We start from the raw sequence: 22365 nt of genomic DNA, 5'->3' as shown, positions 1-22365 counted from the left end.
GTCTTGCCGTGGTCAACGTGACCAATCGTGCCGATGTTGCAGTGCGGCTTGTTACGTTCGAACTTTTCCTTGGCCATTTTCTTTCCAATCCCTGGCGCCAGCGACGTCTGTGTAGATGTAGGGAGCGCCTGGAGCGGGTAGCGGGAATCGAACCCGCATCCTCAGCTTGGAAGGCTGCTGCACTACCATTGTGCTATACCCGCCCTGCGGCGGGATCGCGATGGACTCCCGTTCGTTTCAGATCGGGGCCCCTGTCGCCTGGAGGAGAGCCTTCAGCTGCGTGGTGGGGGAAGCAGGACTCGAACCTGCGAAGGCTGACGCCAAGGGATTTACAGTCCCTCCCCTTTGCCACTCGGGACATTCCCCCGCACGCGGTCTAAAGGCTTTCTTCCTTGGCGGCTCAAGCCCTCCGCAACGCGCGGAAAACCGTGGGGCCCCAAATCGGAGCGCGTCTTATAGTGTCGTCCCCCAAACAACGCAACGACCGGAAAACAGGCTTTCGTCCGCATCTCGATAAAGGCGGAAAAGCCCGTCCACAAAGGGTTTCCGGAGCCGACAGCAAGGATTGGCTGTGGGGCGTCCACGCCGTGGAGGCGGCGTTGGCGAATCCGAACCGCGGCCAGCCGCGCCGACTCCTGGCCACAGCGGACCGCGCCCAGGCCCTGACTCGCCAGTTCGGTCCGCAGAAGGTGCTCGACACGGTTGAGGCCGTGGAAATCGCACGCGCCCTGCCCGCCGGCGCGGTGCACCAGGGCCTGGCCCTGAAGATCGATCCGCTGGAGCCACTCTCTATTCAGGAGATGGGGTCGCCGGCCGAAGGCGTGATCATCGTGCTCGACCAGATCACCGATCCGCAGAACGTCGGGGCCATCTTCCGGTCGGCGGCGGCGTTCGGCGCGCGCGGCGTGATCCTGCAGGACAGGCACGCCCCGGCGCTGAGCGGCGCCCTTGCCAAGGCCGCCGCCGGCGCCATCGACCGTATCCCTCACGGGGTCGCCGTTAACCTTTCACGAGCGCTGGAGACCCTCTCAGACCTGGGGTGGCGCACGTTGGGGCTGGACAGTCATACGACGGTCAACCTGGCAGACGCGATCGATGGCTCGCCGACCGTTCTGGTCCTCGGATCCGAGGGCGAAGGCTTGCGCCGCCTCGTTTCCGAGCACTGCGACGTCCTGGTCAGGATCCCGATGCCGGGCGATTTCGAGAGCCTGAACGTGTCCAATGCGGCGGCAATCGCGCTCTACGAGGCGTCCAGAACTCGCGCGTAGGGAGAAGACGTTACGAGAATCTGAATTAAGCGTTTTGATTTCGTCGCCAAGGCGTGTTTTTCTTCCGCCTTGTGAAGGGCGGGACCTTGTTTTCCCGCCGTTTCGGCATGGGATCGGGGGTTCTCTATGTTGAAGGGCTTTGTGCGTTTGGCGGCCTGTACCGCCTCTGGCGCGGCTTTTCTGGCTTTGACGGGCTGCGGCGGCGCCGCGCCCGACGACGGCTACGCGGGTCCTCCGCCTTCCAGCTACGACCGCGGCGGCTCCGCCCCCGACCTGATGGGTCGCCCCGCTCCGGCGCGGTCCGGCTCTGACGGCCTGGCCGGCGGCCCGCGCACGTTCACCGGCATGGCGCCGATCCCGAACCCGGGCGACCTGAGCCGCGCTGAACGCGTGAAGTTCTATGGTCACAAATACGACCATCTACCTGAACCCAAAGGCAAATCCAGCTACACCTCGGGTGATGCCCCGCGGTTCCAGCTGGTCACCCGCCGCAAGGCGGACGGCACGCTGCAGATCGCCATGCGGCCGATCGCCAATCCCGAGGACATGACCGCCGCCGAACGGCGTCAGGTGTATGGCAACCGCTATGCGCCGCGCGCCGTGGCTGCCGCTCCGCGCCGCACCTGGCGGACCGCCGCCGCGCCTGCTCCGCGTCCGGTGACCGTCACGCGTCCAGCGGTCGCTCGCCCTGCCCCTGCCCCGGCGCCGATCGCGAAGGCCGCACCCAAGCCGGTCCCCGTGGCCCCGATCAAGCCGGCTGCGCCCACTCCCGTGATCGCGCCCGCCGCCCCGGCGGTCGTCGCCGCGGCGCCTGTCGCCAAGCCCAATCCGACGCAGCAGCTGCAGACGGCGGTGTCCGCCTCGATCAATCGCGGCGCCGCGCTGTCGGTGCCTGCGGATCTGAAGGCCGGCAAGGAAGCCGACGTCGTCCTGTCGCTGCCCGGCGATCTGCTGGCCATGGTGCAGGAGCAGGCCGCCAAGCTCGGCCTCGCCAAATCCGCCCGCAAGGTCAGCGCCTACGCCAACCTCCAGGGCCAAGGCTATGAAATCAGCCCTCCGGGACAGCAGACCGCGCCCGTCGCCGCCGGCAAGCCGACCACCTTCACCTGGAAGGTCAAGCCGACCGCCGCCGAAAAATCCCCGCTGAAGGCCGACTACGGTCTTGAGCTGAACGGTTCCAGGCCGAAGACCGCCTTCTCGGTCGGCTCGCTCGAGGAGGCCGTCGCCGCGCCGGTCGAAGCGGCCAAGGACGCCGCCAAGGGCTTCAAGCTGCCGTCCTTGTCGCTCAAGGCGCTGGCCTTCCCGTGGGTGCCCGATGAACTGCCGCTGGTCGGCAAGGTCGCGCGCGAAAATGTGGTCGGCGGCGCCCTCGCCCTGCTGGCCCTGCTGCTGCTGGTCTTCCTGGCCCGTGGCGCCAGCGCCAACCGCGCCCGCGCCGAACGTCGCCGCAAGTTCCGCACGATGCAGGACTACGGCGTCAACGAGCCGGAGCCGGAAGCGCACCACGCCAGCTACGTCAATCCGATGATCGCCGCCGCCGCGGGCGCCGCGGGCGGCTACGCCCTCGCCTCGCACGGCCACGACGATCACGGTCACGGTCACGACGACCATGCTCACGGGCATGACGATCACGCCGCGCACGGCCACGACGACCATGCCGCCCCCGGCCACGGGCACGACGATCACAGCCACGGCCATGACGGCCACGGACACGATGACCACGGCGCGCACCACACCTCTCATGACGCGCACGGGCACGACGACCATGGGCACGGCCACGGCCATGACGACCATGCCCACGGTCATGACGATCACGCCGCCCCCGGCCACGGACATGACGATCATGGTCATGGCCCGGCCGACCATGGACACGGACACGACGACCACGGCCACAGCGCCCATCCGGCGGCTCTGACCTCGCATGGTCATGACGACCATGGTCACGGCGGCCATGATGACCATGGGCATGGCCATGACGACGGCCACGGCCACGGCCATGAAGCGCCCGGCCACGGCGATGGGCACGACGATCACGGCGCGCACGGTCACGACGACCACGGCCACGGTCCCGCCCAGCATATCTCCCACACGCCGGTGAGCGGCCACGACGATCACGGGCACGGGCACGGGCATGGGCATGACGACCATGGCCACGGCCATGACGACCATGCCGCCCACGGGCACGACGACCATGGGCACGGGCACGATGACCACGGCCACGGCCATGATCACGGCGCTCACCACAAGGAACCGGAACACGCCCACTAGCGGCGGCCGAACCTGAACCGAGCCAGAACAGCCGTCGGCGCCCTTGCAAGGCGGCGGCGGCTGTCGCATTGAGAGCCCATGTTGGAAAGTCTGTTTGGCGCTGAAATAGCCGGTGCGGGCGCTGCCCTGCTCCAGGTCCTGATGATCGACCTGGTCCTCGCGGGCGACAACGCGGTGGCCGTGGGGCTGGCCGCCGCCGCCCTGCCCGTGGAACAGCGCCGCAAGGCGATCCTGATCGGTCTGGCCGCCGCCGTGGTCATGCGCATCGGCTTCGCGCTGATCACCGTGCAGCTGCTGGCGATCGTCGGCCTGATGCTCGCCGGCGGCTTCCTGCTGCTGTGGGTCTGCTGGAAGATGTGGCGCGAGCTGCAGGAACAGACGACTCACGACCAGGCCGAGTCCGGCGTCGAGATGGACCAGGCCCTGGCCGCCCATCACGGCGGCGGCGCCACGCCCGAAGAGCTGGGCATCAAGCGCAAGACCTTCGGCGCGGCGCTGCTGCAGATCATGATCGCCGACGTGACCATGTCGCTCGACAACGTGCTGGCCGTCGCCGGTGCGGCGCACGAGCACCCCTGGATCATGGTGTTCGGCCTGATCCTGTCGATCGCCCTGATGGGCGTCGCCGCGACCTTCATCGCCCGCCTGCTGAACAAGCACCGCTGGATCGGCTACGTCGGTCTGGTCATCGTGCTGTACGTCGCGGTGCACATGATCTGGGACGGCTATCGCTCAACCACGATCCGGGCGCTGCAGGTGAGTCAGCACAATGCCACCGCGCCAGCTTTCCTCGATATCGACGCTGACGAGATCACCAAGTTCTGCCGCGCCGAGACTGAAGAGGCCGCGCGCAAGACCTGCCTGGCCCAGGCGACGCCCGCGACGCCCTGAGCCTCGCGGGCCGACGGCGTCAGGCTTCGTCAGAGCCGCCGAAGCGTTCGGTCCACTCAGCGATCTGGTCGTCGGTGATCTTGGGGAACAGCACGTCCGGCACGCGGACCTGCCGCCCCGGTTCCAGCCGTGAAAGCTCGGCGGTCACGTCCAGCGAGGGCCATTGCGGCGGCCAGGGCTCGCCGAACGCCGCGCAGATCCCCTCCGCGGCGAACGGAATGAACGGCGCGCTGACCCGGCCGTAGAGGGCCGCGAGATTGAGGGCCGTGCGCACGACCACAGCGGCGCGGTCCCGGTCGGTCTTGATCGCCGTCCAGGGGGCGGCTTCCTGCAGATACTCGTTGCCCAGCACCCAGAGCGCCCGCAGCGCCTGGGTCGCCTTGCGGACCTCGATGGCGTCCATCTGGGCAGTCAGGTCCTCAAGCCGGGCGGCGACGTCGGCGCACAGCTTCGCCTCCAGCGGGCCGGGCTCGCCGCCCGCCGGGACGACGCCCTCGAACTTGCTCTCGTTGAACTTGCCGATGCGGTTGATGAAGTTGCCCAGGACGTCCGCCAGGTCCTTGTTCACGGCCGACTGGAACTGCTCCCAGGTGAAGGCCGTGTCCGAGCCCTCCGGCGCATTGGCCGAGAGATACCAGCGCCACAGGTCGGCGGGCAGCAGGTCGAGCGCCGCATCCATGAACACGCCGCGCTTGCTGCTGGTCGAGAACTTGCCGCCGTACCAGTTGAGCCAGTTGAACGCCTTGAGCCGCTCGACCTGCTTCCAGGGTTCACCGGAGCCGATGATCGTCGCGGGGAAGCTGACGGTGTGGAAGGCGACGTTGTCCTTGCCCATGAACTGGACGTACTCGACGTCTTCGGCGCCTTCATCGTTGCGCCACCAGCGCTTCCAGTCAGCGCCGGTCGCCTCGGACCATTCGACGGTCGCGCCGATGTATTCGATGGGCGCGTCAAACCAGACGTAGAACACCTTGGTCTCGAAGCCCGGGCGCGGCGCGCCGTCCTTGACGACCGGGATGCCCCACTCGAGGTCACGGGTGATGCCGCGATCGATCAGCCCCTCGTCGAGGTGCTTGTAGGCGATACCGCGGGTCAGGGCCGGCCAGCCGGCCGACTTCGAATCGACCCAGGCGCGGATCTTGTCGGCCAGCTTCGTCTGCAGCAGGTAGAGGTGGCGCGTGTCGCGCACCTCGATGTTCCGCGAGCCGCTGATGACCGAATACGGGTCCTTCAGATCCACCGGGTCGAGCAGGTTGCCGCAGTTGTCGCACTGGTCGCCGCGCGCCTTCTCGAAGCCGCAGTGGGGGCAGGTCCCCTCGACGTAGCGGTCCGGCAGGAACCGGCGGTCATCGATCGAGTAGACCATCTTGTCGGTCCGCTCCTCGATCAGGCCGTTCTTCTCCAGCGCTTCCGCGAAGTGCTGGGTCAGGCGGTGATTGGGCGCGTTCGAGCTGCGGCCGAACCAGTCCCAGCTGAGGCCGTAGCGCGCCGCCAGAGCTTTCTGAAGGTCGTGCTGCTCCGCGCAATAGGCGGCCACGTCCTGACCGGCGGCGGCGGCGGCCAGTTCGGCCGGCGTGCCGTGCTCGTCGGTGGCGCAGATGTAGAGGGTCTCGTGCCCCCGCGACCGCTGGAAGCGCGCGAACACGTCCGCCGGCAGCATCGAGCCGGCCAGGTTCCCCAGGTGCTTGATCCCGTTGATGTACGGCAGGGCGGAGGTGATGAGGATGCGGGCCATGGCGCGGGCTATAGCCGCCGTGCCCGGACTTGGGAAGTTGGGCGACGGCGCTACCGCGGAACGGTCAAGGGCTTTCGCGGCGCGCCCAAGGCCCTATAACGGTTTCCAGCCTTTCGGGGATATGTGGGGATGACGGGAATGACGGGTCTGACACGACGGTGGACTGTCGGCGTTCTGGGCGCCGCGGCGCTTGCGCTCAGCGCCTGCGGCGGGGGCGACAAGGAGCCCACGCTGCGGATTTACAACTGGTCGGACTATATCGACCCGGCGCTGCTGGAAGAGTTCACCAAGGAGACCGGGATCAAGGTCGTCTACGACACCTTCGACTCCAACGAGGTGCTCGAGACCAAGGTGCTGACCGGCGGGACCGGCTACGACATCGTCGCGCCGTCGAACCACAATGTGCCGCGCTACATCACGGCCAAGGCCATCGCGCCGCTCGACTTCGCCCGGCTGCCCGGCCGCAAGAACCTGTGGCCGGACCTGATGCAGCGGATGGAGCCGTTCGATCCGGGCGGCAAATATACCGTGCCCTACATGTGGGGCACGATGGGCATCGGCTACAACACCGCCGAGATCGCCAAGCGCCTGCCCGGCGTGACGGTCGACAGCTGGGACGTGGTGTTCAAGCCCGAGAACCTCGCGAAGCTGAAGGACTGCGGCGTCTATTTCCTCGATGCGTCCGAGGACATGTACGCCGTCACGCTGAACTACCTGGGCAAGGACCCCAATTCGCTGAACGTGGCCGACTATGAGGCCGCGACCAACCTGCTCGTCAGCCTGCGGCCGCACATCACCAAGATCCACTCCTCGGAGTACATCAACGCCCTGGCCAACGGCGACGCCTGTATCGCCATCGGCTACAGCGGCGACATCCTGCAGGCCGCGACGCGCGCCGAAGAGGCCAAGAACGGTGTCGAGATCAGCTATGTCATTCCCAAGGAAGGCAGCCAGGTCTGGTTCGACGTGTTCGCCATTCCCGCGGACGCCCCGAACAAGGACGCGGCCTACAAGTTCCTCGACTTCATGCTGCGTCCGGCGGTGATCGCGCGGGCCTCGAACTACACCGAGTATGCCAACGCCAACCTGCCCGCGACGGCGCTGGTCGACGAGGAACTGCGCACCAATCCGAACGTCTATCCGACGCCGGAGGTGTTCAGCCGGCTGTTCGTGACCACGACCAAGGAGCAGACGCTGCTGGAACAGGTGAACCGGCTCTGGACCCGGGTGATGACCGGACGATGAGCCGTCCGCCCGCCTCCAGACCGGTCCGCAGCGAAGCCGGCCGGCGCCCCAACATCGGGGCGGTTCGCTCCAGCTTCGCGCCGTGGAACGATCCCGACGCGACCCCTCTGGTGCGGTTCGAGTCGGTCACGAAGCGGTTCGGCGACCACGCCGCCGTCGATGACGTCTCGCTGGATATCTATCCGGGGGAGTTCTTCGCCCTGCTCGGACCGTCCGGCTGCGGCAAGACCACGCTGATGCGCATGCTGGCCGGCTTCGAAACGCTCGACGCCGGCCGCATCAGCCTGGCCGGCGAGGATCTCGCGGGCGCGCCGCCGCACAAGCGGCCGGTGAACATGATGTTCCAGAGCTACGCCCTGTTTCCCCACCTGAACGTCGAGCAGAACATCGCCTTCGGCCTGAAGCAGGAGGGCATGGGCAAGAAGGACATCGCCGCCCGGGTCGCCGAGATGCTGGCGCTGGTGAAGCTGGACGCCTTCGCCAAACGCAAGCCGGACCAGCTGTCCGGCGGCCAGAAGCAGCGGGTCGCCCTCGCCCGCGCCATCGCCCGCAAGCCGCGCATGCTGCTGCTCGACGAGCCGCTCGGCGCGCTGGACAAGAAGCTGCGCGAAGAAACCCAGTTCGAGCTGATGGACCTTCAGGCCGAACTCGGCGTGACCTTCCTGATCGTCACCCATGACCAGGAAGAAGCGATGGTCATGGCCGACCGGATCGCCGTTATGCGCGAGGGCAAGATCGTCCAGATCGGCCGGCCCGAAGAGGTCTACGAGGCCCCCAACAGCCGCTACGTGGCTGAGTTCCTCGGCGACGTGAACCTGTTCGAGACGACCGTCGAGGCCATCGAACACCCGATGGCGCATCTGAATCTCGCCGAGGCCCAGGCCGGCTTCTATGTCCTTGACGACGACTGCCCCGGGCCCGGATCGACCGTCTGGCTGGCCGTCCGGCCGGAGAAGATGCGCATCAGTCTCGAACCGCCCGCGGCCGATGCGCGCAATGTGCTGGCCGGCGAAATCTGGGACATCGGCTACACCGGCGACTGGACCAACTACATCGTCGAACTGCCCGGCGGAAAGCTGGTGCGGGTGGCGCGGGCCAACTCGCGGCGCTTCGTTGATCGGCCGATCGGCTGGGACGACAAGGTCTGGGTCAGCTTCGACCCCGACGCCGGCGTGGTGCTGACGGCGTGAGCCGCCCAAGGTCCAGAGCCGCCATCCTGCCGGGGCTGTGGCTGGCGATCCTGTTCGCCTTTCCGTTCCTGCTGGTGCTGCGGCTGTCGCTGTCCGACACGGCGCTGGCCATGCCGCCCTACGCGCCCCAGATCGACTGGTCGCGGGGACTGGACGGGCTGAAGGCCTTCTTCGCGGCGCTGGACTTCGAGATGTACGGCCGGCTGGGCTCTGACCGGCTGTACTTCGATGCCTTCATCTCCAGCCTGCAGTTCGCCGCCACTGGAACGTTCCTGGCGCTGCTGGTCGGCTATCCGATGGCCTACGGCATGGCCAAATGCCGGCCCGGGACGCGCAACATCCTGTTGATGCTGGTGATCCTGCCGTTCTGGACCAGCTTCCTCATCCGGGTCTACGCCTGGGTCGGGATCCTCAAGCCGCAGGGGCTGCTGAACGCCTTCCTCGGCCTGTTGCACATCCCGCCCGTCGACCTGCTCTACACCCCGGCGGCGGTCCAGATCGGGCTGGTCTACAGCTATCTGCCGTTCATGGTGCTGCCGCTCTATGCGGCGCTGGAGCGGCTCGACCAGACCCTGCTGGAGGCGGCCGCCGACCTGGGGTCGCCGCCGTGGAAGAGCTTCTGGCAGGTCACCTGGCCGCTCTCGATTCCGGGCGTCATCGCCGGCTGCCTGCTGTGCTTCATTCCGATGGTCGGGGAATTCGTCATTCCCGACCTGCTCGGCGGGCCGGGCTCGCTGATGATCGGCCGCTCGATCTGGATGGAGTTCTTCGCCAACCGCAACTGGCCGTTCGCTTCAGCGGTGGCCATCGTCCTGCTGGTCACGCTGATCGCGCCGATCCTCCTGTACCAGCGCCAGCAGGCGAAGGCGCTGGAGGCCGGGCAATGAGGCGCGGTCCGTCCTGGTTCAATCTGGTGTCGCTGACGCTCGGCTTCGCCTTCCTTTACCTGCCGATCGTGCTGCTGGTGATCTGGTCGTTCAACGCCAGCCGGCTCGTGACCGTCTGGGGCGGCTTCTCGACCCGCTGGTACGTGGCGCTGCTGCAGGACAGCCAGTTGCTGGACGCGGCGTGGGTGACGCTGCGGATCGCGCTGATGTCGGCCACGATCGCGACCGTTCTGGGCTCGCTGGCGGCCGTGGCGCTGGTGCGCGGCGGCCGGTTCCGGGGGCGGACGTTGTTCTCGGGCATGGTCTATGCCCCGCTGGTCATGCCCGAAGTGATCATGGGGCTGTCGCTGCTGCTGCTGTTCGTCGCCATGCGGTTCGACCGGGGCTTCTGGACGGTGATGCTGGCGCACACGACCTTCACCCTGTCCTACGTCGCCGTCGTCGTGCATTCGCGGCTGGTGACCTTCGACAAGTCGCTCGAGGAAGCCGCCCAGGACCTGGGCTGCACTCCGGCGCAGAGCTTCCTGAAGGTCACGCTACCCAATATCTTCCCGGCCGTGCTGGCCGGCTGGATGCTGGCCCTGACCCTGTCGCTCGACGATCTGGTGATCGCCAGCTTCACCAGCGGACCCGGGGCGACGACCCTGCCGATGCGCATCTACAGCCAGGTGCGGCTCGGCGTGACGCCCGAAATCAACGCGGTCTGCACGATCCTGATCGCCATCGTCGCCACCGGCGTGATCATCTTCTCGGTGGCCCAGAAGTGGAGAACGGCAGGCGTCGCCAAAAGCTGACGCGGCCGCGCGACTAATTACCCCCGTTCCGGGTAGCGGCAGGCTCCAGCTAAGGGATCAGTCACGCTTCCCGGCGTAGGCAGGGGCCATGTCACGGTCACGGTCCAGTCTATTACCTCGCGTTCTCCTGTTGAGCGCGGAAGCGTTCGAAGCGCGCATCAAGGCGCACGAAGCCTTCACGCGCGGTCGACCTGGCGGCGCAAGGGGTGACCTGCGCTACGCCGTCGCGCGCGGCATGCGATGCGACCGCCGCCGCCTGGCCGACGCTGACTTCACCGGCGCCGATCTGACGGGCAGCACCTTCGTCGGCAGCGATATGGCCAGGGTGAGCCTCTATTGCGCCAACCTGACCCGCTGCGATCTGCGGGGCGCCTCCCTGTTCCGGGCCGACCTGCGCGGCGGGACCTACTCCGGAGCGAAGCTCGCCGGCGCCAACCTCGACCAGGCCGACATGAGGGCCGCCGTCCTGTGCATCGCCGACGACGCGCTGGGGTTGAAATGGGTCGGGCCGCGCACCTCGATGAACGGGACGACCGCGAACGGCGCGGACATGAGCGACGCCGTGGCGGTCGGCGTGGACTTCACCAACTGCTCGATGCGCGGCGCCCTGTTGCGCAACGCAAACCTGAAGAACGCCAACTTTACCGACGCCAATCTGGACGGGGTTGATCTGGCCGGCGCCCGCCTGTCCGGCGTTCAGCTTCAGGGCGCGATCCTGACCAACGTCGACACGGGCATTCTGGAACGGTCCGGCATTCGCCTGACAGGCTGCGTCCTCGACCCCGGGGCTGCGGCGATCGCCCGGCTGGGAGACATCCGCAAGGAGCTCGACCGGTCGGAGGTCTGGGCCAAGACCAACGGAAAGGACGGTGCGCCGGCTTGTCTGGACGGTTTCGACCTCCGGCCGGCCAAGTCGCTGTTCACCAAGCAACTGCTCGCGGGCATGACCGCCCGGGCCTCCCAGGGCATCAGCGTCGACTTCTCGGGCGCTCAATTGCAGGGCGCCATCTTTGACGACGCCGACCTGCGCGGTGCGAGCTTCAAGGGCGCCGACCTGCGCGGCGCGTCCTTCCTGCGGGCCCGCCTGTCCCATGCCGTGTTCGAGGGCGCCGATCTGTCGGCCCTCGAAGGACAGGGTGGGAGCAGCCGGGTAGCACGCTTCGACGGCGCGGAACTGACAGGCACGGGCCTGGTCCACAGGCCTGCGCGCGAGTCCGAATTCATATGAGGCCGCGCGCCGGTTGACCCGGCGCCCCTTCTGTCAGAGGAAGAGCGCTCTGCGGCCCGGACGACCGGACCGTCGTCGGCCGGCTTAGCTCAGATGGTAGAGCAGCGGTTTTGTAAACCGAAGGTCACGGGTTCGATTCCTGTAGCCGGCACCACGCCCCACCCGGAGGGCCCTGTGACGAACGCCCGGTCCTCCGACATCCAGATCGAGGCCTGCCGCCTGTTCGCCGAGGCCGCCGATCGTCAGGACGAGGGCCGTCTGGTCGAGGCCGAAGCGCTCTACACCGTCGCCGCCGAGCTCGGCTATCCTCTGGCGATGAACAATCTGGCGATCCTGCTCGAGGACGTGATCCCGACGCCGCGGCCCGCGGAAGCGGTCTACTGGCTCAAGCGGGCCGTCGAGGCCGGTTACAGCGACGCGGCCTGGAACCTCGCGATGCGGCAGCGGCAGGCGGGCCGCAAGCGCTGGTATGTCCACTGGCTTGAGATCGCCGCGGGCATGGGCAATGACGACGCCCTCGCCGCCCTGCCGGCCGCCCTCGGTGACGGGCCCTGGTGGGCCCTCGGCGATGTTCCGCCGCCGCCGTTTGTGAAGGAGCCCGCGCCTGGCCAGACTTAGCGAAACCCTCGCAGACCGGATGACGGCGGAGACCCTCAAGGGCGTCGCGCGCGCCCGCAAGGCGGTCGACTTCATGCTGTCGCGTCGTGACCGGGCGTTGCCGCTGCTGGCGGAACTGCGCAACTTCACCGTCGAGGGCGCGGCCGGCCCCCTCGCCGCCCGCCTCTATGTGCCGCAGGGCGCGGAGACACCCGGGCCGATGCTGGTGTTCTTCCATGGCGGCGGCTTCGTCCTGGGCGACATCGAGACCCACGACGCCTTCTGTGTGCGGCTGGCCGATGCGGCAAAGGTGCGGGTGCTGGCCTGCCGCTATCGCCTGGCGCCCGAGGCGGCCTATCCCGGACAGCTCGACGATGCGCTGGCCGCGTTCCGCTGGATCTCGGCGCGGGCGGAAACATTCGGCGCGCGGCCCGATGCGCTGGCCCTTGGCGGAGACTCCGCCGGCGGCTACCTGGCCGTGGCGGCGACCGCCCGGATCAACGCGGAGACGCCGGGCGCGGTGACGGCGCAGGTGCTGGTCTATCCGTTGCTGACGCTGGACGACGACATCTGGGCCTCGTCCCTGCTGCAGGACAGCCGGATCGTCGGGCGACTGGCGGTCCAGTTCATCCGCGCGCAGTTGGCGACCACCGAGGCGCCGTCACTGCTGGGGACCCTTACGGAAAAGGCGCCGCCGACCCTGCTGGTCGCAGGCGGGCCGCTCGATCCCTGCCGGCCGGACGCCCTGAGCTATGCGCAGGAACTGGCCGCGGCGGGTGTCGACTTCGAGGAGCGGTACTACACCGCCCTGCCCCACGGGTTCATCAACCTGACGCACGTCTCGGCCCCGGCGCGCGAAGCGGTCGCCGAGATCGGGACGATGGCTGGCCGGCTGCTACGGCGCGTGTCCGCTGGCGGCTAGGCCCCGGCGGTCATCCTCCAGATGAGGGCGTCGATGTCGGCAAAGAAACGCTTCAGGAACAGCGGCATGGTGAATATCTCCCCAATGCTCATAGACCTCGCGTTAACGATTGTTGGCCGATTCGGGTTCCGGCGCTAAACGCGGGCCCATGACCGCCCCGCCCAGCCCCATCCGGATCTATATCGACGCCGACGCCTGTCCGGTGAAGGACGAAGTCTACAAGGTCGCCGCGCGGTACGGCCTGAAGACCTTCGTCGTCTCCAACAGCTTCATGATGATCCCGCAATCGCCGCTGATCGAACGGGTCGTCGTGGACGCCGGCCCGGACATCGCCGACGACTGGATCGCCGAGCGCGCCGCGCCGGGTGACATCGTGGTGACCAACGACATTCCGCTGGCTGACCGGGTGCTGAAGGCCGGCGCAGCCGCGATCAAGCCGAACGGCCAGCCCTTCACCGCCGACTCGATAGGCTCGGCCTTGGCCCAGCGCTCGATCATGGAGCACATCCGCTCGACCGGAGAGATCACCGGCGGGCCGAAGCCCTTCGACCGCAACGACCGCTCGCGCTTCCTGCAGGCGCTCGACGAGGCGGTGCAGAAGTCGAAGCGGATGCGGCGCTAGACCTTCACCCACTCCATCAGCCAGTTGTAGTCCCACGTCGCGCCGCCGTCCTTCGAGACACCCTGGCGCCAGCGGTGCGACCGGCCGGTGATCTGGTCCCAGACCCCGGCGTATTTGACCGGCTTGCCGTCAGCGTCCTTGTCGTCGGTGGTGAACATACCCACTCCGCCCACGAATCCGCCGGTCAGACCGGCCGCGCCCAGAGCCCCGCTCTTCGCGTTGACCCAGAAATCAGACCAGACCTTCGTCTCCAGATCGAGAAACCGCAGGCCCACGCCGCTGAAGTCGCGCGCCGGGATGCGCAGTTCCTCGACATGGCCGACGCCGCCGATGATCGACCAGCAGGTCGCCTCGCCCTCGAACACGTCCCACTCGCCCGGCGCCTTGAGGCGGCGATGACTGATCTTCCATTCTCCCGTGAGGAAATCGAAATCGCCCGGCTTTCCGACCACCGGCGCGGACGCGACGGCCGCCGGCGCGCCGGCGGCCACGGCGAGACCGGCGGCGGATTGCAGAACGCGTCTACGGGGAAGTCCCGGGGGTTGGATCGTCATGCGATGCACTCCTGTCGGCGGATCAACGGTCGTTCCCCTGTAGGCCAGGCCTCCTGACAGCATCTGTCAGCATGGCGCCGCGGGTCCGGTGCGGGTTAGAACTGCCGCGATGATCGAGATCACGCCCGCCATCGCACTGGACGACTCGGAGTTGGAGTTCGCCTTCATCCGCGCCTCCGGCCCGGGCGGGCAGAACGTCAACAAGGTGGCCACGGCCGTGCAGATGCGGTTCGACGCGCGCCGCTCGCCCTCGCTGCCCAACGACGTCAGCACCCGGCTGCAGAAGCTGGCCGGGTCGCGGTTGACTCTGGACGGGGTGATCGTCATCGCCGCCAACCGTCACCGGACGCAGGAGCGCAACAAGGCCGACGCGATCGAGCGGCTGGTCGAGCTGATCCGCAAGGCGGCCGAGCCACCGCCCCCGCCGCGCAGGAAGACCAAACCCTCCAGGGCAGCCAAGGCGAAGCGGGTCGACGCGAAGACGCGGCGCGGGTCGGTGAAGGCCATGCGCGGGCGCCCCGGCGGCGAGGACTGAGGCCGTTCGCGCGACCTCCCGGCAACGCCGCGGACTGTCCTGAATCAATTTCTGTCGCCGCCGTTGCATCGGCGGCAAAGGGGCGTAGCGTGCGGCCGCGTCAGTCGGGAGAATTTGCGATGCGTAGCGAACTCAAAGTCATGATCATGGTCAGCGCCGCAGCGCTGCTGACGGCCTGCGGCAAGGCTGCCGAGGCGCCTGCCGCGAGCGAGAATGCGGCCACGCCCGCCGCCGCTTCCACGCCCGCCCCGGCCGCGACGCCGGTTGCAGACGACGACGACGCCGAAGACAAGGCCAAGGCCCTGGCCGCCCTGCCCGCGCCGTACAATGTCGCCGACCTCGAGAACGGCCAGCGCAAGTTCGCCCTCTGCCGCTCCTGCCACACCATCGTCGAGGGTGGGGCCAACATGACCGGCCCGAACCTGTACGGCCTGTTCGGCCGCGCCGCCGGCTCCGTCCCGAAGTTCAACTATTCGGACGGCGTGAAGGCCGCCGGCTTCACCTGGGACCCCTCGCACCTGGACAAGTGGCTGGCCGATCCGCGCGGCTACATCCCGGGCAACCGGATGACATTCGTCGGCGTCAAGGATCCTAAAGACCGCACGGACCTTATCGCGTATCTTATGGTCGAGACGTCGAACAAGTCTGATGACTGACGGGGGTCAATGGGCGACACCGAAGCCCTGCTGACGCGCCTTTACGAGGCCTTCAACCGCAAGGACATCGAAGCGGTCGTCGCCCTTCTGCACCCGGACGTCAGTTGGCCCAACCTGTTCGGCGAGGGGCGGCTGCAAGGCCGCGACGCCATGCGCCTCATGTGGCGGGAACAGTTTTCGGCGATCGATCCCGAAGCCACGCCGGTCGCCTTCACGACCCTTCCGGACGGCCGACTGAAGGTCGACATCGCCTACGTCGTGCGCACGATGGACGGGAAGCTCTTCACCGAAGAGATGGCCACCAACATCTACCGCCTCGAGGACGGCCTGATCATCGGCATGGAGTGGGCCTGACGCCCGGCTCCTAGACCAGAAGATCGGCGCAGGCGTCGAGGATCGCGTCCGCGTCGAGGCGGTACTTCGCGTAGAGATCCGGCAGGTCGCCGGACTGGCCGAAGGTCTCCATGCCCAGCGCCCTCACCTTCTGACCCCGAACCGAGCCGATCCAGGACAGGGCCGCCGGCGAGCCGTCGATGACCGTGACCAGGGCGGCCGACGGCGACAGCGCCTCCAGCAAGCTTTCGATGGTCGCCTTGCGCTGTTCCCCGGTAGTCCAGCGTGCGCGGCCGGCGGCGGTCCAGTCAGTGTGCAGCACGTCGGGCGAGGTCACGGCCAGCAAGCCCGCGCCGGGCTCGTCCTCCAGCAACTGTTCGAAGGCGGCGAGCACCTCGGGCGCGATCGCGCCGCTGTAGACCAGCGCCAACCGGGCGTCCGGCGTCGGCGGCTTCAACCAGTAGGCGCCCGCCACGCAGCCGGCGCGCCAGGCGTCGTCGGCTCGCACCGGCTGGTCGATGACCCGCGTGGAGAGCCGCAGGTAGGTCGAGCCGCCGCCGCTCGCCTGGATGCGCTCGAACGCATGCGCCATGAGCACCGCCGTCTCGTCGGCGAAGGCAGGCTCGTAGCTGTCGAGACCGGGCTGGCTCATGCCGATCAGCGGGGTGCCGATCGACTGGTGGGCCCCGCCCTCCGGACCGAGCGTCAGGCCCGACGGCGTCGCCACCAGCAGGAAGCGGGCGTCCTGGTAACAGGCGTAGTTCAGGGCATCGAGCCCGCGGGCGATGAACGGATCATAGAGGGTGCCGACCGGGAACAGCCGCTCGCCGAACAGCGGGCCTGACAGCCCCAGCGCCGCCAGGGCGATGAACAGGTTGTTCTCGGCGATGCCCAACTCGACATGCTGGCCGGTCTCACCCATGGCCCAGACCTGGGCGGAGGGGATGCGCCGGTTCTTGAACACGTCCTCGTGGGCCCGACGGTGGAATACGCCGCGCCGGTTCACGAAGCCGCCGAGGTTGGTTGAGACCGTCACATCCGGCGAGGTGGTCACCACACGGCCGGAGAACTCGTCGGCGCCCTTGGCGATCTCGAACATAACCTTGCCGAAGGCGGCCTGGGTCGACTGCTCGCCGCCGCCCTCGACGGCTTTCAGCAGGGTGTCGGCGGAGGGTGTTGCGACCAGCGGCGCGACCTTGTGGCCGTCCTTGCGAGCGGCGAACGGCGCGGTCTCGACCAGCCGCTTCATCGCCTTCAGCTCATTGTCGGCGAGGCCGGAGAAGACGTCCCACTCCTCCCCTTCCCTCACGCCCAGCCGGCCGCGCAGCTCGGCGATCTGGGTCGGGGTCATCAGACCCGAATGGTTGTCCTTGTGGCCCGCGAACGGCAGCCGCCACCCCTTGACGGTGTAGGCGATGATGAACCGCGGCGCGTCGTCCTCGGCGGCCTTGGCGAAGGCCTCAAGGATCGTCTCCAGGCAGTGGCCGCCCAGCTCGGTCATCAGCAGCGCCAGGTCCGCGTCGTCCACGCCGGCGATGAGCTTCAGCGCCGCCTTGTCGCCGGCCAGGTCCGTCGTCAGCCGCTCGCGCCAGGCCGCGCCGCCCTGGTAGGTCAGGGCCGCATAGAGGTCGTTCGGAGCGCTCTCGATCCATGCCTGCAGCGCCGCGCCGCCCGGTTTGGCGAACGCCGCCGTCTGGCGCTTCGACCACTTCAGCGTCTCGACCGTCCAGCCGGCGGCCTCGAAGATCTCGCCGTAGCGGGTGAACATGCGGTCGGACGTCGTCGCGTCGAGGCTCTGGCGGTTGTAGTCGACGATCCACCAGGTATTGCGGACGTCGTGTTTGCAGGCCTCGATCAGGGCTTCGTAGATGTTGCCTTCGTCGAGCTCCGCATCGCCCAGCAGGCTGATCATCCGGCCCATGGCGTCCGGCTTCACCGCCCCGCGCGCGGCGAGGTAGTCCTGCGTCAGGGAGGCAAAGGCGGTCATCGCCACGCCGAGGCCCACCGAACCGGTCGAGAAGTCGACGTCGTCGATGTCCTTGGTCCGCGAGGGATAGGACTGCGCGCCGCCGAGCGAGCGGAACCGCTGCAGCTGGTCGATGGTCTGGCGGCCGTAGAGGTGCTGGATGGCGTGAAACACGGGGCTGGCGTGCGGCTTGACCGCGACGCGGTCCTGCGGCCGCAGCGCGCTGAAATAGAGCGCCGTCATCAGCGTCGTCATCGAGGCGCAGGACGCCTGGTGGCCGCCGACCTTCAGGCCGTCGCGGCTGTCGCGCAGGTGGTTGGCGTTGTGGATCGTCCAGCTGGCCAGCCAGAGAACCCGTTCCTCCAGACGGCGCAACAGCGCGATATCCTTGCCGCGAACAGCGAAACCGGCGTCGTCCATATGCGCCCTCTGGCAGGATCACGGGTCAGGTCTGCCCGTGCGGGGTGTGTCAGGGTTCATAGGCCGGAAGGCGGTCGAGCGCATCCGGAATGTACGATCGAGCGCCTGCATCCCGCACCGGGTCGCCACGGCCATCGAGACTGGGGAAGCCGAAACGGCCGCTCAGCCGACGGGATCCAGGTCAGACAGCATCTGGGTGATCTCCGCCCCCAGGCGCGCGACGGCGGCGGCCTGCGCGATCGCCATGTCGTAGACCATCAGGCTCTCGCCTGGGACCGTGTATCCCTGGCCGGTGTTGGCGACGAAGCCCGTCTGTTCCAGCTGTGCGACATACCGGCGGACTGTTTCCAGCGGCATATCGAGCACGACCGCGAGGCGTCTCAGCGAGACCGGCGCCCTCGTCGACTCGGGCGGCACCGGCATGTAGTTCGCGTACTTGAGGGACAGGGCGAGATCGGCGTTGAAGGCCCGGATATTCTCGATCAGGACGGCCAGCCCGACGAAGGACATCACCTTGGACGAGTCGATGACCAGATAGCCCTCGATGGTGAACTTCGAGAGGAACCGGATGAAGAGCAGGTGCAGACCGTGCCGGATGTCACCCGCCCTCGGCGCAAGGTCCTCGACCGTGCGAAAATTGTACTGGCTGTTCAGTGAGCGGAGATACCTGTCGACGGTCTCGAACTGTTCGAAATACGGGAACAAATCCATAATGGCCCGGGTCGACAGGGAGATCAGGTCTTCGTAATCTTGGCTCTGCTGAAAGGCGGTCGACAGCACGTAGCCCGCGTCAGACCGCTCAAGAAAACCCGATGCGACCAATGACATGAGGTAGCGGCGGGTCGTCTCGTCGTCGAAGCCGGACGTGGTCGCCACATGCGATGCAATAATCGGCTTGAACCGGTCGGCCGTCAGGCCGTCGCGGCGACTGATCCGCAGCAGCTCGGGGTCCTTCAGACTGTATTCGACATTGGCCACCCAGACCGCCAGGGCGACGCCCCCCAGGTTCAGGTTGCCGCCAAACGCACGCTTCCAGATCAGAGCCGTGTCGAACAGGATCTGACGCATATGGCGCCCGATGAGGCGGATCGGCGGGTTGGCGACGGGCTCTGTCATCGGAGAGGAATTGGACCAGCCGCGGCGCATCGCCGCAATCCCGAAATTCAGGGTGTCACGGCGGGTGCGGCGGCCGTCATGGCCCGGTTTTCCGGCCTCCGGACCGTCACCGGCGGCGGGTGTCTCATTCTGAGCAGTCGCGGCCGAGGACCGACGGGTCGCGACATACGCGCCATGACGAGACGCAAATGAAATCCTATATCTTGTTTTAAAATCAACGGTTACGTCGGCATTCTTTAGCATTCATGCTGCTCTCCGAACCGGCTCGCCGCAAGGCGATCCTTCATCTGGCCGCACGAGCGCGTCTCATTTTGAGCAGTGGTTGAATTGATGGCGCGCCGGCCGATCGCCAGCCTCGCAAGCGCGTGCCCGGCGCTGGTGCCGGGTCCGACAAGCGCTCAGGCAGTCAGACAACGAGAGTCTTGACCGCCGGCGCGCTGACCCTGGGGGGACAAGACGATGGCGACGCCCACGCTTACCGGCCTGACCGGTCCGACGTTCAACGAGAACACCGTCAACGGCACGCCCCAGGTGATCGACAGCGATGTCGTGCTGGAAGATGCGGACAACGACTTCAACGGCGGGACCCTGACCGTCAGCGGTCTGCTGGCCGAGGACACGGTCTCGATCCTCAATGGCGCGATCATCAGCCTCGCGGCGGGCGTGGTCTACTACGACGCGGACGGAGTCGGCGGCGCAGCAGCGGTTGCGATCGGCACGGCCTCCGGCGGCGTGGGCGGGGCGTTCACCGTGACCTTCAACGCGGCTGCTACTTCAGCGGCCATCGACGCCCTGATCGAGAACCTGACCTATTCCAACAGCAGCGACGCGCCGACGGCCAGTCGGACGCTGACGATCAACGTCCTTGACGCGGCTGGCCATGACATCCAGGGCACGTTTGCAGTCACCCAGCTGACCGGCGCCGCCGACCCGTTCGATGCGGGCGCCGTGAGCGGCTACAACCGCCCCACTGTGGCGGACATCGACGGCGACGGCGACCTTGATCTGATCGTCGCCGATGGCGGCGGGTTTGTGCACTATTTCGAGAACACCGGCTCCGCGACCTCGGCGGTGTTTGAGGAGCGTACGGGCGGGGCAAGTCCGGTCGACGGAATGGTTCTCGGCGGCTTCGCGACGACCACGCTGGTCGATCTGGACGGCGACGGGGACTACGACCTGTTCGCGGGCACCTACTTCGGCAATTACCGCTATTTCGAGAACACCGGCACCACCGTAGCGGCCGCATTTACGGAACAGACGGGCGGGGCCAATCCGTTCCACGGTATCAGTGTGGGCGTAATCCCGAACGGGGCGTTCGCTGACCTGGACAATGACGGCGACCTGGACTTCGTGTTGGGCGTCGTCGGCGCCATCGCCTATTTCGAAAACACGGGGTCGCCGGCGGGAGCGATCTTCACACAGCGCACGGGCGGGTCGAACCCGTTCGACAGCATCACCACGGTCCGGGCGGCGCCGACCTTCCATGATGTCGATCAGGATGGCGACCTGGACATGCTGGTGGGTAGCTATGTCAGTGGCACCCAGTATTTCGAGAACACGGGAACGGCCGCGGCTCCGGTCTTTACGGAACGCACGGGCGCGGCCAATCCCTTTGATGGCGTCAATATCGGGGGCAACATGTCGCCCGTGTTCGCCGATCTTGACGGTGACAACGATGCTGACGTGATCGTCGGCACGAACAACGCAATCCGTTACTTCCAGAACACCGCGAGCCACGGGGCAGCCGTGACCGTCAATGTCACCGCCCAGACCGACGTCTTCACCGGCGACGGCGGAGACAACACGATCAACGGCACGGCCGGCAACGACAACATCGACGGCGGCTCCGGGACGGACACGATCATCGGCGGGGCCGGCGCCGACTACCTCAAGGGCGGCTCCGGCGCTGACGCCATGACGGGCGGGACGGGCGACGACACCTATGTCGTCGACGACGCCGGCGACACGACCGACGAGACCGGCGGCGACGGCATTGATCTCGTGATCAGCCGGATCAGCTGGACCCTCGGCTCAGGTCTGGACAACCTGACCCTGGGCAATGCCGGGGCCCTGAGCGGGACCGGCAACGGTCTGGACAACGTCATCACGGGCAACAGCAGCGCCAACACCCTGAACGGCCTGGCCGGCGCCGATACGCTGAACGGCGGCGGCGGCGACGACATCCTCAACGGCGGCGACGACAACGACATCCTCGACGGCGGCATGCAGAATGACACCCTGGACGGCGGCGCCGGCGACGACCTGCTGACAGGGGGCGGGGGACACGACCGGCTGAGCGGCGGCATCGGCGCCGACACGATGCGCGGCGGCGTCGGCAACGACACCTACGTGGTTCAGGACGCGGGCGATGTCGTGGACGAAACCGGCGGCGGCGGCGCCGACGTGGTGATCAGCCGGATCAGCTGGACCCTGAGCGACGGCGTCGAGACCCTGAAGCTCGGCAATGGCGGAGCAATCAACGGTACGGGCAACGCGCTGGGCAACACCATCACCGGCAACAGCAGCGCCAACACCCTCGACGGCCTGGCGGGCGATGACACGCTCAACGGCGCCGGCGGAGACGACATCCTCAACGGGGGCGACGACAACGACACGCTCGATGGCGGGGCGCAGAATGACGACCTCAACGGCGGGGACGGGAGCGACAGGCTCCTCGGGGGCGTCGGGCACGACACGCTCAACGGCGGCGGCGGCACCGACCGCATGACGGGCGGGGCGGGTGCGGACACCTTCGTGTTCACCGCCGCCGACGTTCAACGCTCGGGTCCGGGCTTCGGCCTGACGGCCGACAGGGATGTGATCCTCGATCTGGGCTTCGCCGCCAATGACCGCATCGACCTCTCGGCCATCGACGCCAACGTCAACCTGGCGAACGATCAGGCGTTCACCTTCGTCAGCAACTTCACGGGCTTGGCAGGCGAGGCGACCCTGAAGTTCGTCAGCGGCAAGAGCGTCCTGCAGCTCGACGTCGACGGCGACGGCGTGGCGGACCTGATCGTCGAGATCAACGGCAACATCACCGGAACCACCGCCAACCTCTACACCGGCGGCGGGGACCTGAACGGCGGCTGGGTGCTGTAGCCTTCGTCGTCAGGGCGCGATCAGGAGGCGATGGCA

The 22365-nt window shown here is 67.5% G+C and carries 19 protein-coding genes, 3 tRNA genes and 1 pseudogene; 16 read left to right on the top strand and 7 right to left on the bottom strand.

The annotated features are described in order from the left end of the window. The 3 genes from AC3WJT_RS11930 to AC3WJT_RS11920 all read right to left on the bottom strand — a co-directional run. On the bottom strand, positions 1 to 77 hold a 77-nt coding region (locus AC3WJT_RS11930), incomplete at its 3' end, for a hypothetical protein (RefSeq protein ID WP_245158267.1). A gap of 52 nt (positions 78 to 129) precedes the next feature. Beyond that, a tRNA-Gly gene (locus AC3WJT_RS11925) sits at positions 130 to 203 on the bottom strand. 78 nt (positions 204 to 281) lie between these two features. Next, positions 282 to 367 (bottom strand) — tRNA-Tyr (locus AC3WJT_RS11920). Positions 368 to 458: 91 nt separating this feature from the next. On the opposite strand from AC3WJT_RS11920, the gene rlmB reads away from it, so the two are divergent. The 3 genes and pseudogenes from rlmB to AC3WJT_RS11905 all read left to right on the top strand — a co-directional run bounded on the left by rlmB (position 459) and on the right by AC3WJT_RS11905 (position 4427). Next, a complete protein-coding gene (rlmB, locus tag AC3WJT_RS11915; RefSeq protein WP_492343331.1) occupies positions 459 to 1268 on the top strand; it encodes a 23S rRNA (guanosine(2251)-2'-O)-methyltransferase RlmB in 810 nt (269 codons plus the stop codon). 1605 nt (positions 1269 to 2873) lie between these two features. Continuing rightward, positions 2874 to 3395: pseudogene (locus AC3WJT_RS11910) on the top strand (hypothetical protein); the annotation flags it as partial. A gap of 219 nt (positions 3396 to 3614) precedes the next feature. Then, positions 3615 to 4427, top strand: a complete 813-nt coding sequence (locus AC3WJT_RS11905) for a TerC family protein (protein ID WP_492343330.1) — start codon at positions 3615 to 3617, stop codon at positions 4425 to 4427. A gap of 19 nt (positions 4428 to 4446) precedes the next feature. Here the strand turns inward: AC3WJT_RS11905 and metG are convergent, their stop codons facing one another. Then, entirely contained in the window at positions 4447 to 6162 is a 1716-nt protein-coding gene (gene metG / locus AC3WJT_RS11900; RefSeq protein WP_492343329.1) for a methionine--tRNA ligase, read from the bottom strand. 138 nt (positions 6163 to 6300) lie between these two features. Between metG and AC3WJT_RS11895 the strand changes: the two genes are divergently transcribed. The 9 genes from AC3WJT_RS11895 to AC3WJT_RS11855 all read left to right on the top strand — a co-directional run bounded on the left by AC3WJT_RS11895 (position 6301) and on the right by AC3WJT_RS11855 (position 13647). Beyond that, on the top strand, positions 6301 to 7407 hold the full coding sequence (locus AC3WJT_RS11895) for a polyamine ABC transporter substrate-binding protein (protein ID WP_492343328.1): 1107 nt from the start codon (positions 6301 to 6303) through the stop codon (positions 7405 to 7407). Then, a complete protein-coding gene (locus AC3WJT_RS11890; RefSeq protein ID WP_492343327.1) occupies positions 7404 to 8597 on the top strand; it encodes an ABC transporter ATP-binding protein in 1194 nt (397 codons plus the stop codon). Before AC3WJT_RS11895 ends, AC3WJT_RS11890 begins: the two co-directional genes overlap by 4 nt. After that, complete coding sequence (locus AC3WJT_RS11885; RefSeq protein ID WP_492343326.1) at positions 8594 to 9484, top strand: ABC transporter permease subunit; 891 nt, start codon at positions 8594 to 8596, stop codon at positions 9482 to 9484. Before AC3WJT_RS11890 ends, AC3WJT_RS11885 begins: the two co-directional genes overlap by 4 nt. Then, positions 9481 to 10278, top strand: a complete 798-nt coding sequence (locus AC3WJT_RS11880; protein WP_492343325.1) for an ABC transporter permease — start codon at positions 9481 to 9483, stop codon at positions 10276 to 10278. The genes AC3WJT_RS11885 and AC3WJT_RS11880 overlap by 4 nt, the downstream gene beginning before the upstream one ends. Before the next feature lie 130 nt (positions 10279 to 10408). After that, positions 10409 to 11506, top strand: a complete 1098-nt coding sequence (locus AC3WJT_RS11875; RefSeq protein WP_492343324.1) for a pentapeptide repeat-containing protein — start codon at positions 10409 to 10411, stop codon at positions 11504 to 11506. Positions 11507 to 11584: 78 nt separating this feature from the next. Beyond that, positions 11585 to 11660 (top strand) — tRNA-Thr (locus AC3WJT_RS11870). Positions 11661 to 11680: 20 nt separating this feature from the next. After that, the gene (locus AC3WJT_RS11865) at positions 11681 to 12124 is read left to right on the top strand and encodes an SEL1-like repeat protein (RefSeq protein ID WP_492343323.1); all 444 of its coding nucleotides are present in this window, start codon (positions 11681 to 11683) and stop codon (positions 12122 to 12124) included. A gap of 19 nt (positions 12125 to 12143) precedes the next feature. Further along, complete coding sequence (locus tag AC3WJT_RS11860) at positions 12144 to 13025, top strand: alpha/beta hydrolase (protein WP_492343322.1); 882 nt, start codon at positions 12144 to 12146, stop codon at positions 13023 to 13025. Positions 13026 to 13173: 148 nt separating this feature from the next. Next, positions 13174 to 13647 carry a YaiI/YqxD family protein gene (locus tag AC3WJT_RS11855; RefSeq protein ID WP_492343321.1) on the top strand — a complete coding sequence of 158 codons (474 nt, stop codon included), beginning with the start codon at positions 13174 to 13176 and terminating at the stop codon, positions 13645 to 13647. Here AC3WJT_RS11855 and AC3WJT_RS11850 read toward each other — a convergent pair. Beyond that, positions 13644 to 14201 (bottom strand): DUF1579 domain-containing protein, encoded by a 558-nt coding sequence (locus tag AC3WJT_RS11850; RefSeq protein ID WP_492343320.1) that lies wholly within the window; start codon positions 14199 to 14201, stop codon positions 13644 to 13646. The two genes, AC3WJT_RS11855 and AC3WJT_RS11850, sit on opposite strands and share 4 nt — an antisense overlap. A 109-nt stretch (positions 14202 to 14310) precedes the next feature. On the opposite strand from AC3WJT_RS11850, the gene arfB reads away from it, so the two are divergent. From arfB to AC3WJT_RS11835, 3 genes are all read left to right on the top strand, one after another. Next, positions 14311 to 14736 (top strand): alternative ribosome rescue aminoacyl-tRNA hydrolase ArfB, encoded by a 426-nt coding sequence (gene arfB, locus AC3WJT_RS11845; RefSeq protein ID WP_492343319.1) that lies wholly within the window; start codon positions 14311 to 14313, stop codon positions 14734 to 14736. Between the two features lie 119 nt (positions 14737 to 14855). Beyond that, the gene (locus tag AC3WJT_RS11840; RefSeq protein WP_492343318.1) at positions 14856 to 15392 is read left to right on the top strand and encodes a c-type cytochrome; all 537 of its coding nucleotides are present in this window, start codon (positions 14856 to 14858) and stop codon (positions 15390 to 15392) included. A gap of 9 nt (positions 15393 to 15401) precedes the next feature. Then, positions 15402 to 15746, top strand: coding sequence for a nuclear transport factor 2 family protein (locus tag AC3WJT_RS11835; RefSeq protein WP_492343317.1), 345 nt, complete (start codon positions 15402 to 15404; stop codon positions 15744 to 15746). Positions 15747 to 15756: 10 nt separating this feature from the next. Here AC3WJT_RS11835 and AC3WJT_RS11830 read toward each other — a convergent pair whose 3' ends face one another. Next, positions 15757 to 18111, bottom strand: a complete 2355-nt coding sequence (locus AC3WJT_RS11830) for a thiamine pyrophosphate-binding protein (RefSeq protein WP_492343316.1) — start codon at positions 18109 to 18111, stop codon at positions 15757 to 15759. Positions 18112 to 18273: 162 nt separating this feature from the next. Then, positions 18274 to 19470 carry a hypothetical protein gene (locus tag AC3WJT_RS11825; protein ID WP_492343315.1) on the bottom strand — a complete coding sequence of 399 codons (1197 nt, stop codon included), beginning with the start codon at positions 19468 to 19470 and terminating at the stop codon, positions 18274 to 18276. Between the two features lie 216 nt (positions 19471 to 19686). On the opposite strand from AC3WJT_RS11825, the gene AC3WJT_RS11820 reads away from it, so the two are divergent. After that, positions 19687 to 22329: an FG-GAP-like repeat-containing protein gene (locus AC3WJT_RS11820; RefSeq protein WP_492343314.1), complete on the top strand. Its 2643-nt coding sequence runs from the start codon at positions 19687 to 19689 to the stop codon at positions 22327 to 22329. Positions 22330 to 22365 lie beyond the last annotated feature (36 nt).

The organism is Caulobacter sp. FW305-C-30-S16 (genome assembly GCF_058783025.1).
The sequence above is the reverse complement of the archived record's forward strand: the minus strand, read 5'-3'. Positions and strand labels throughout refer to the sequence as shown.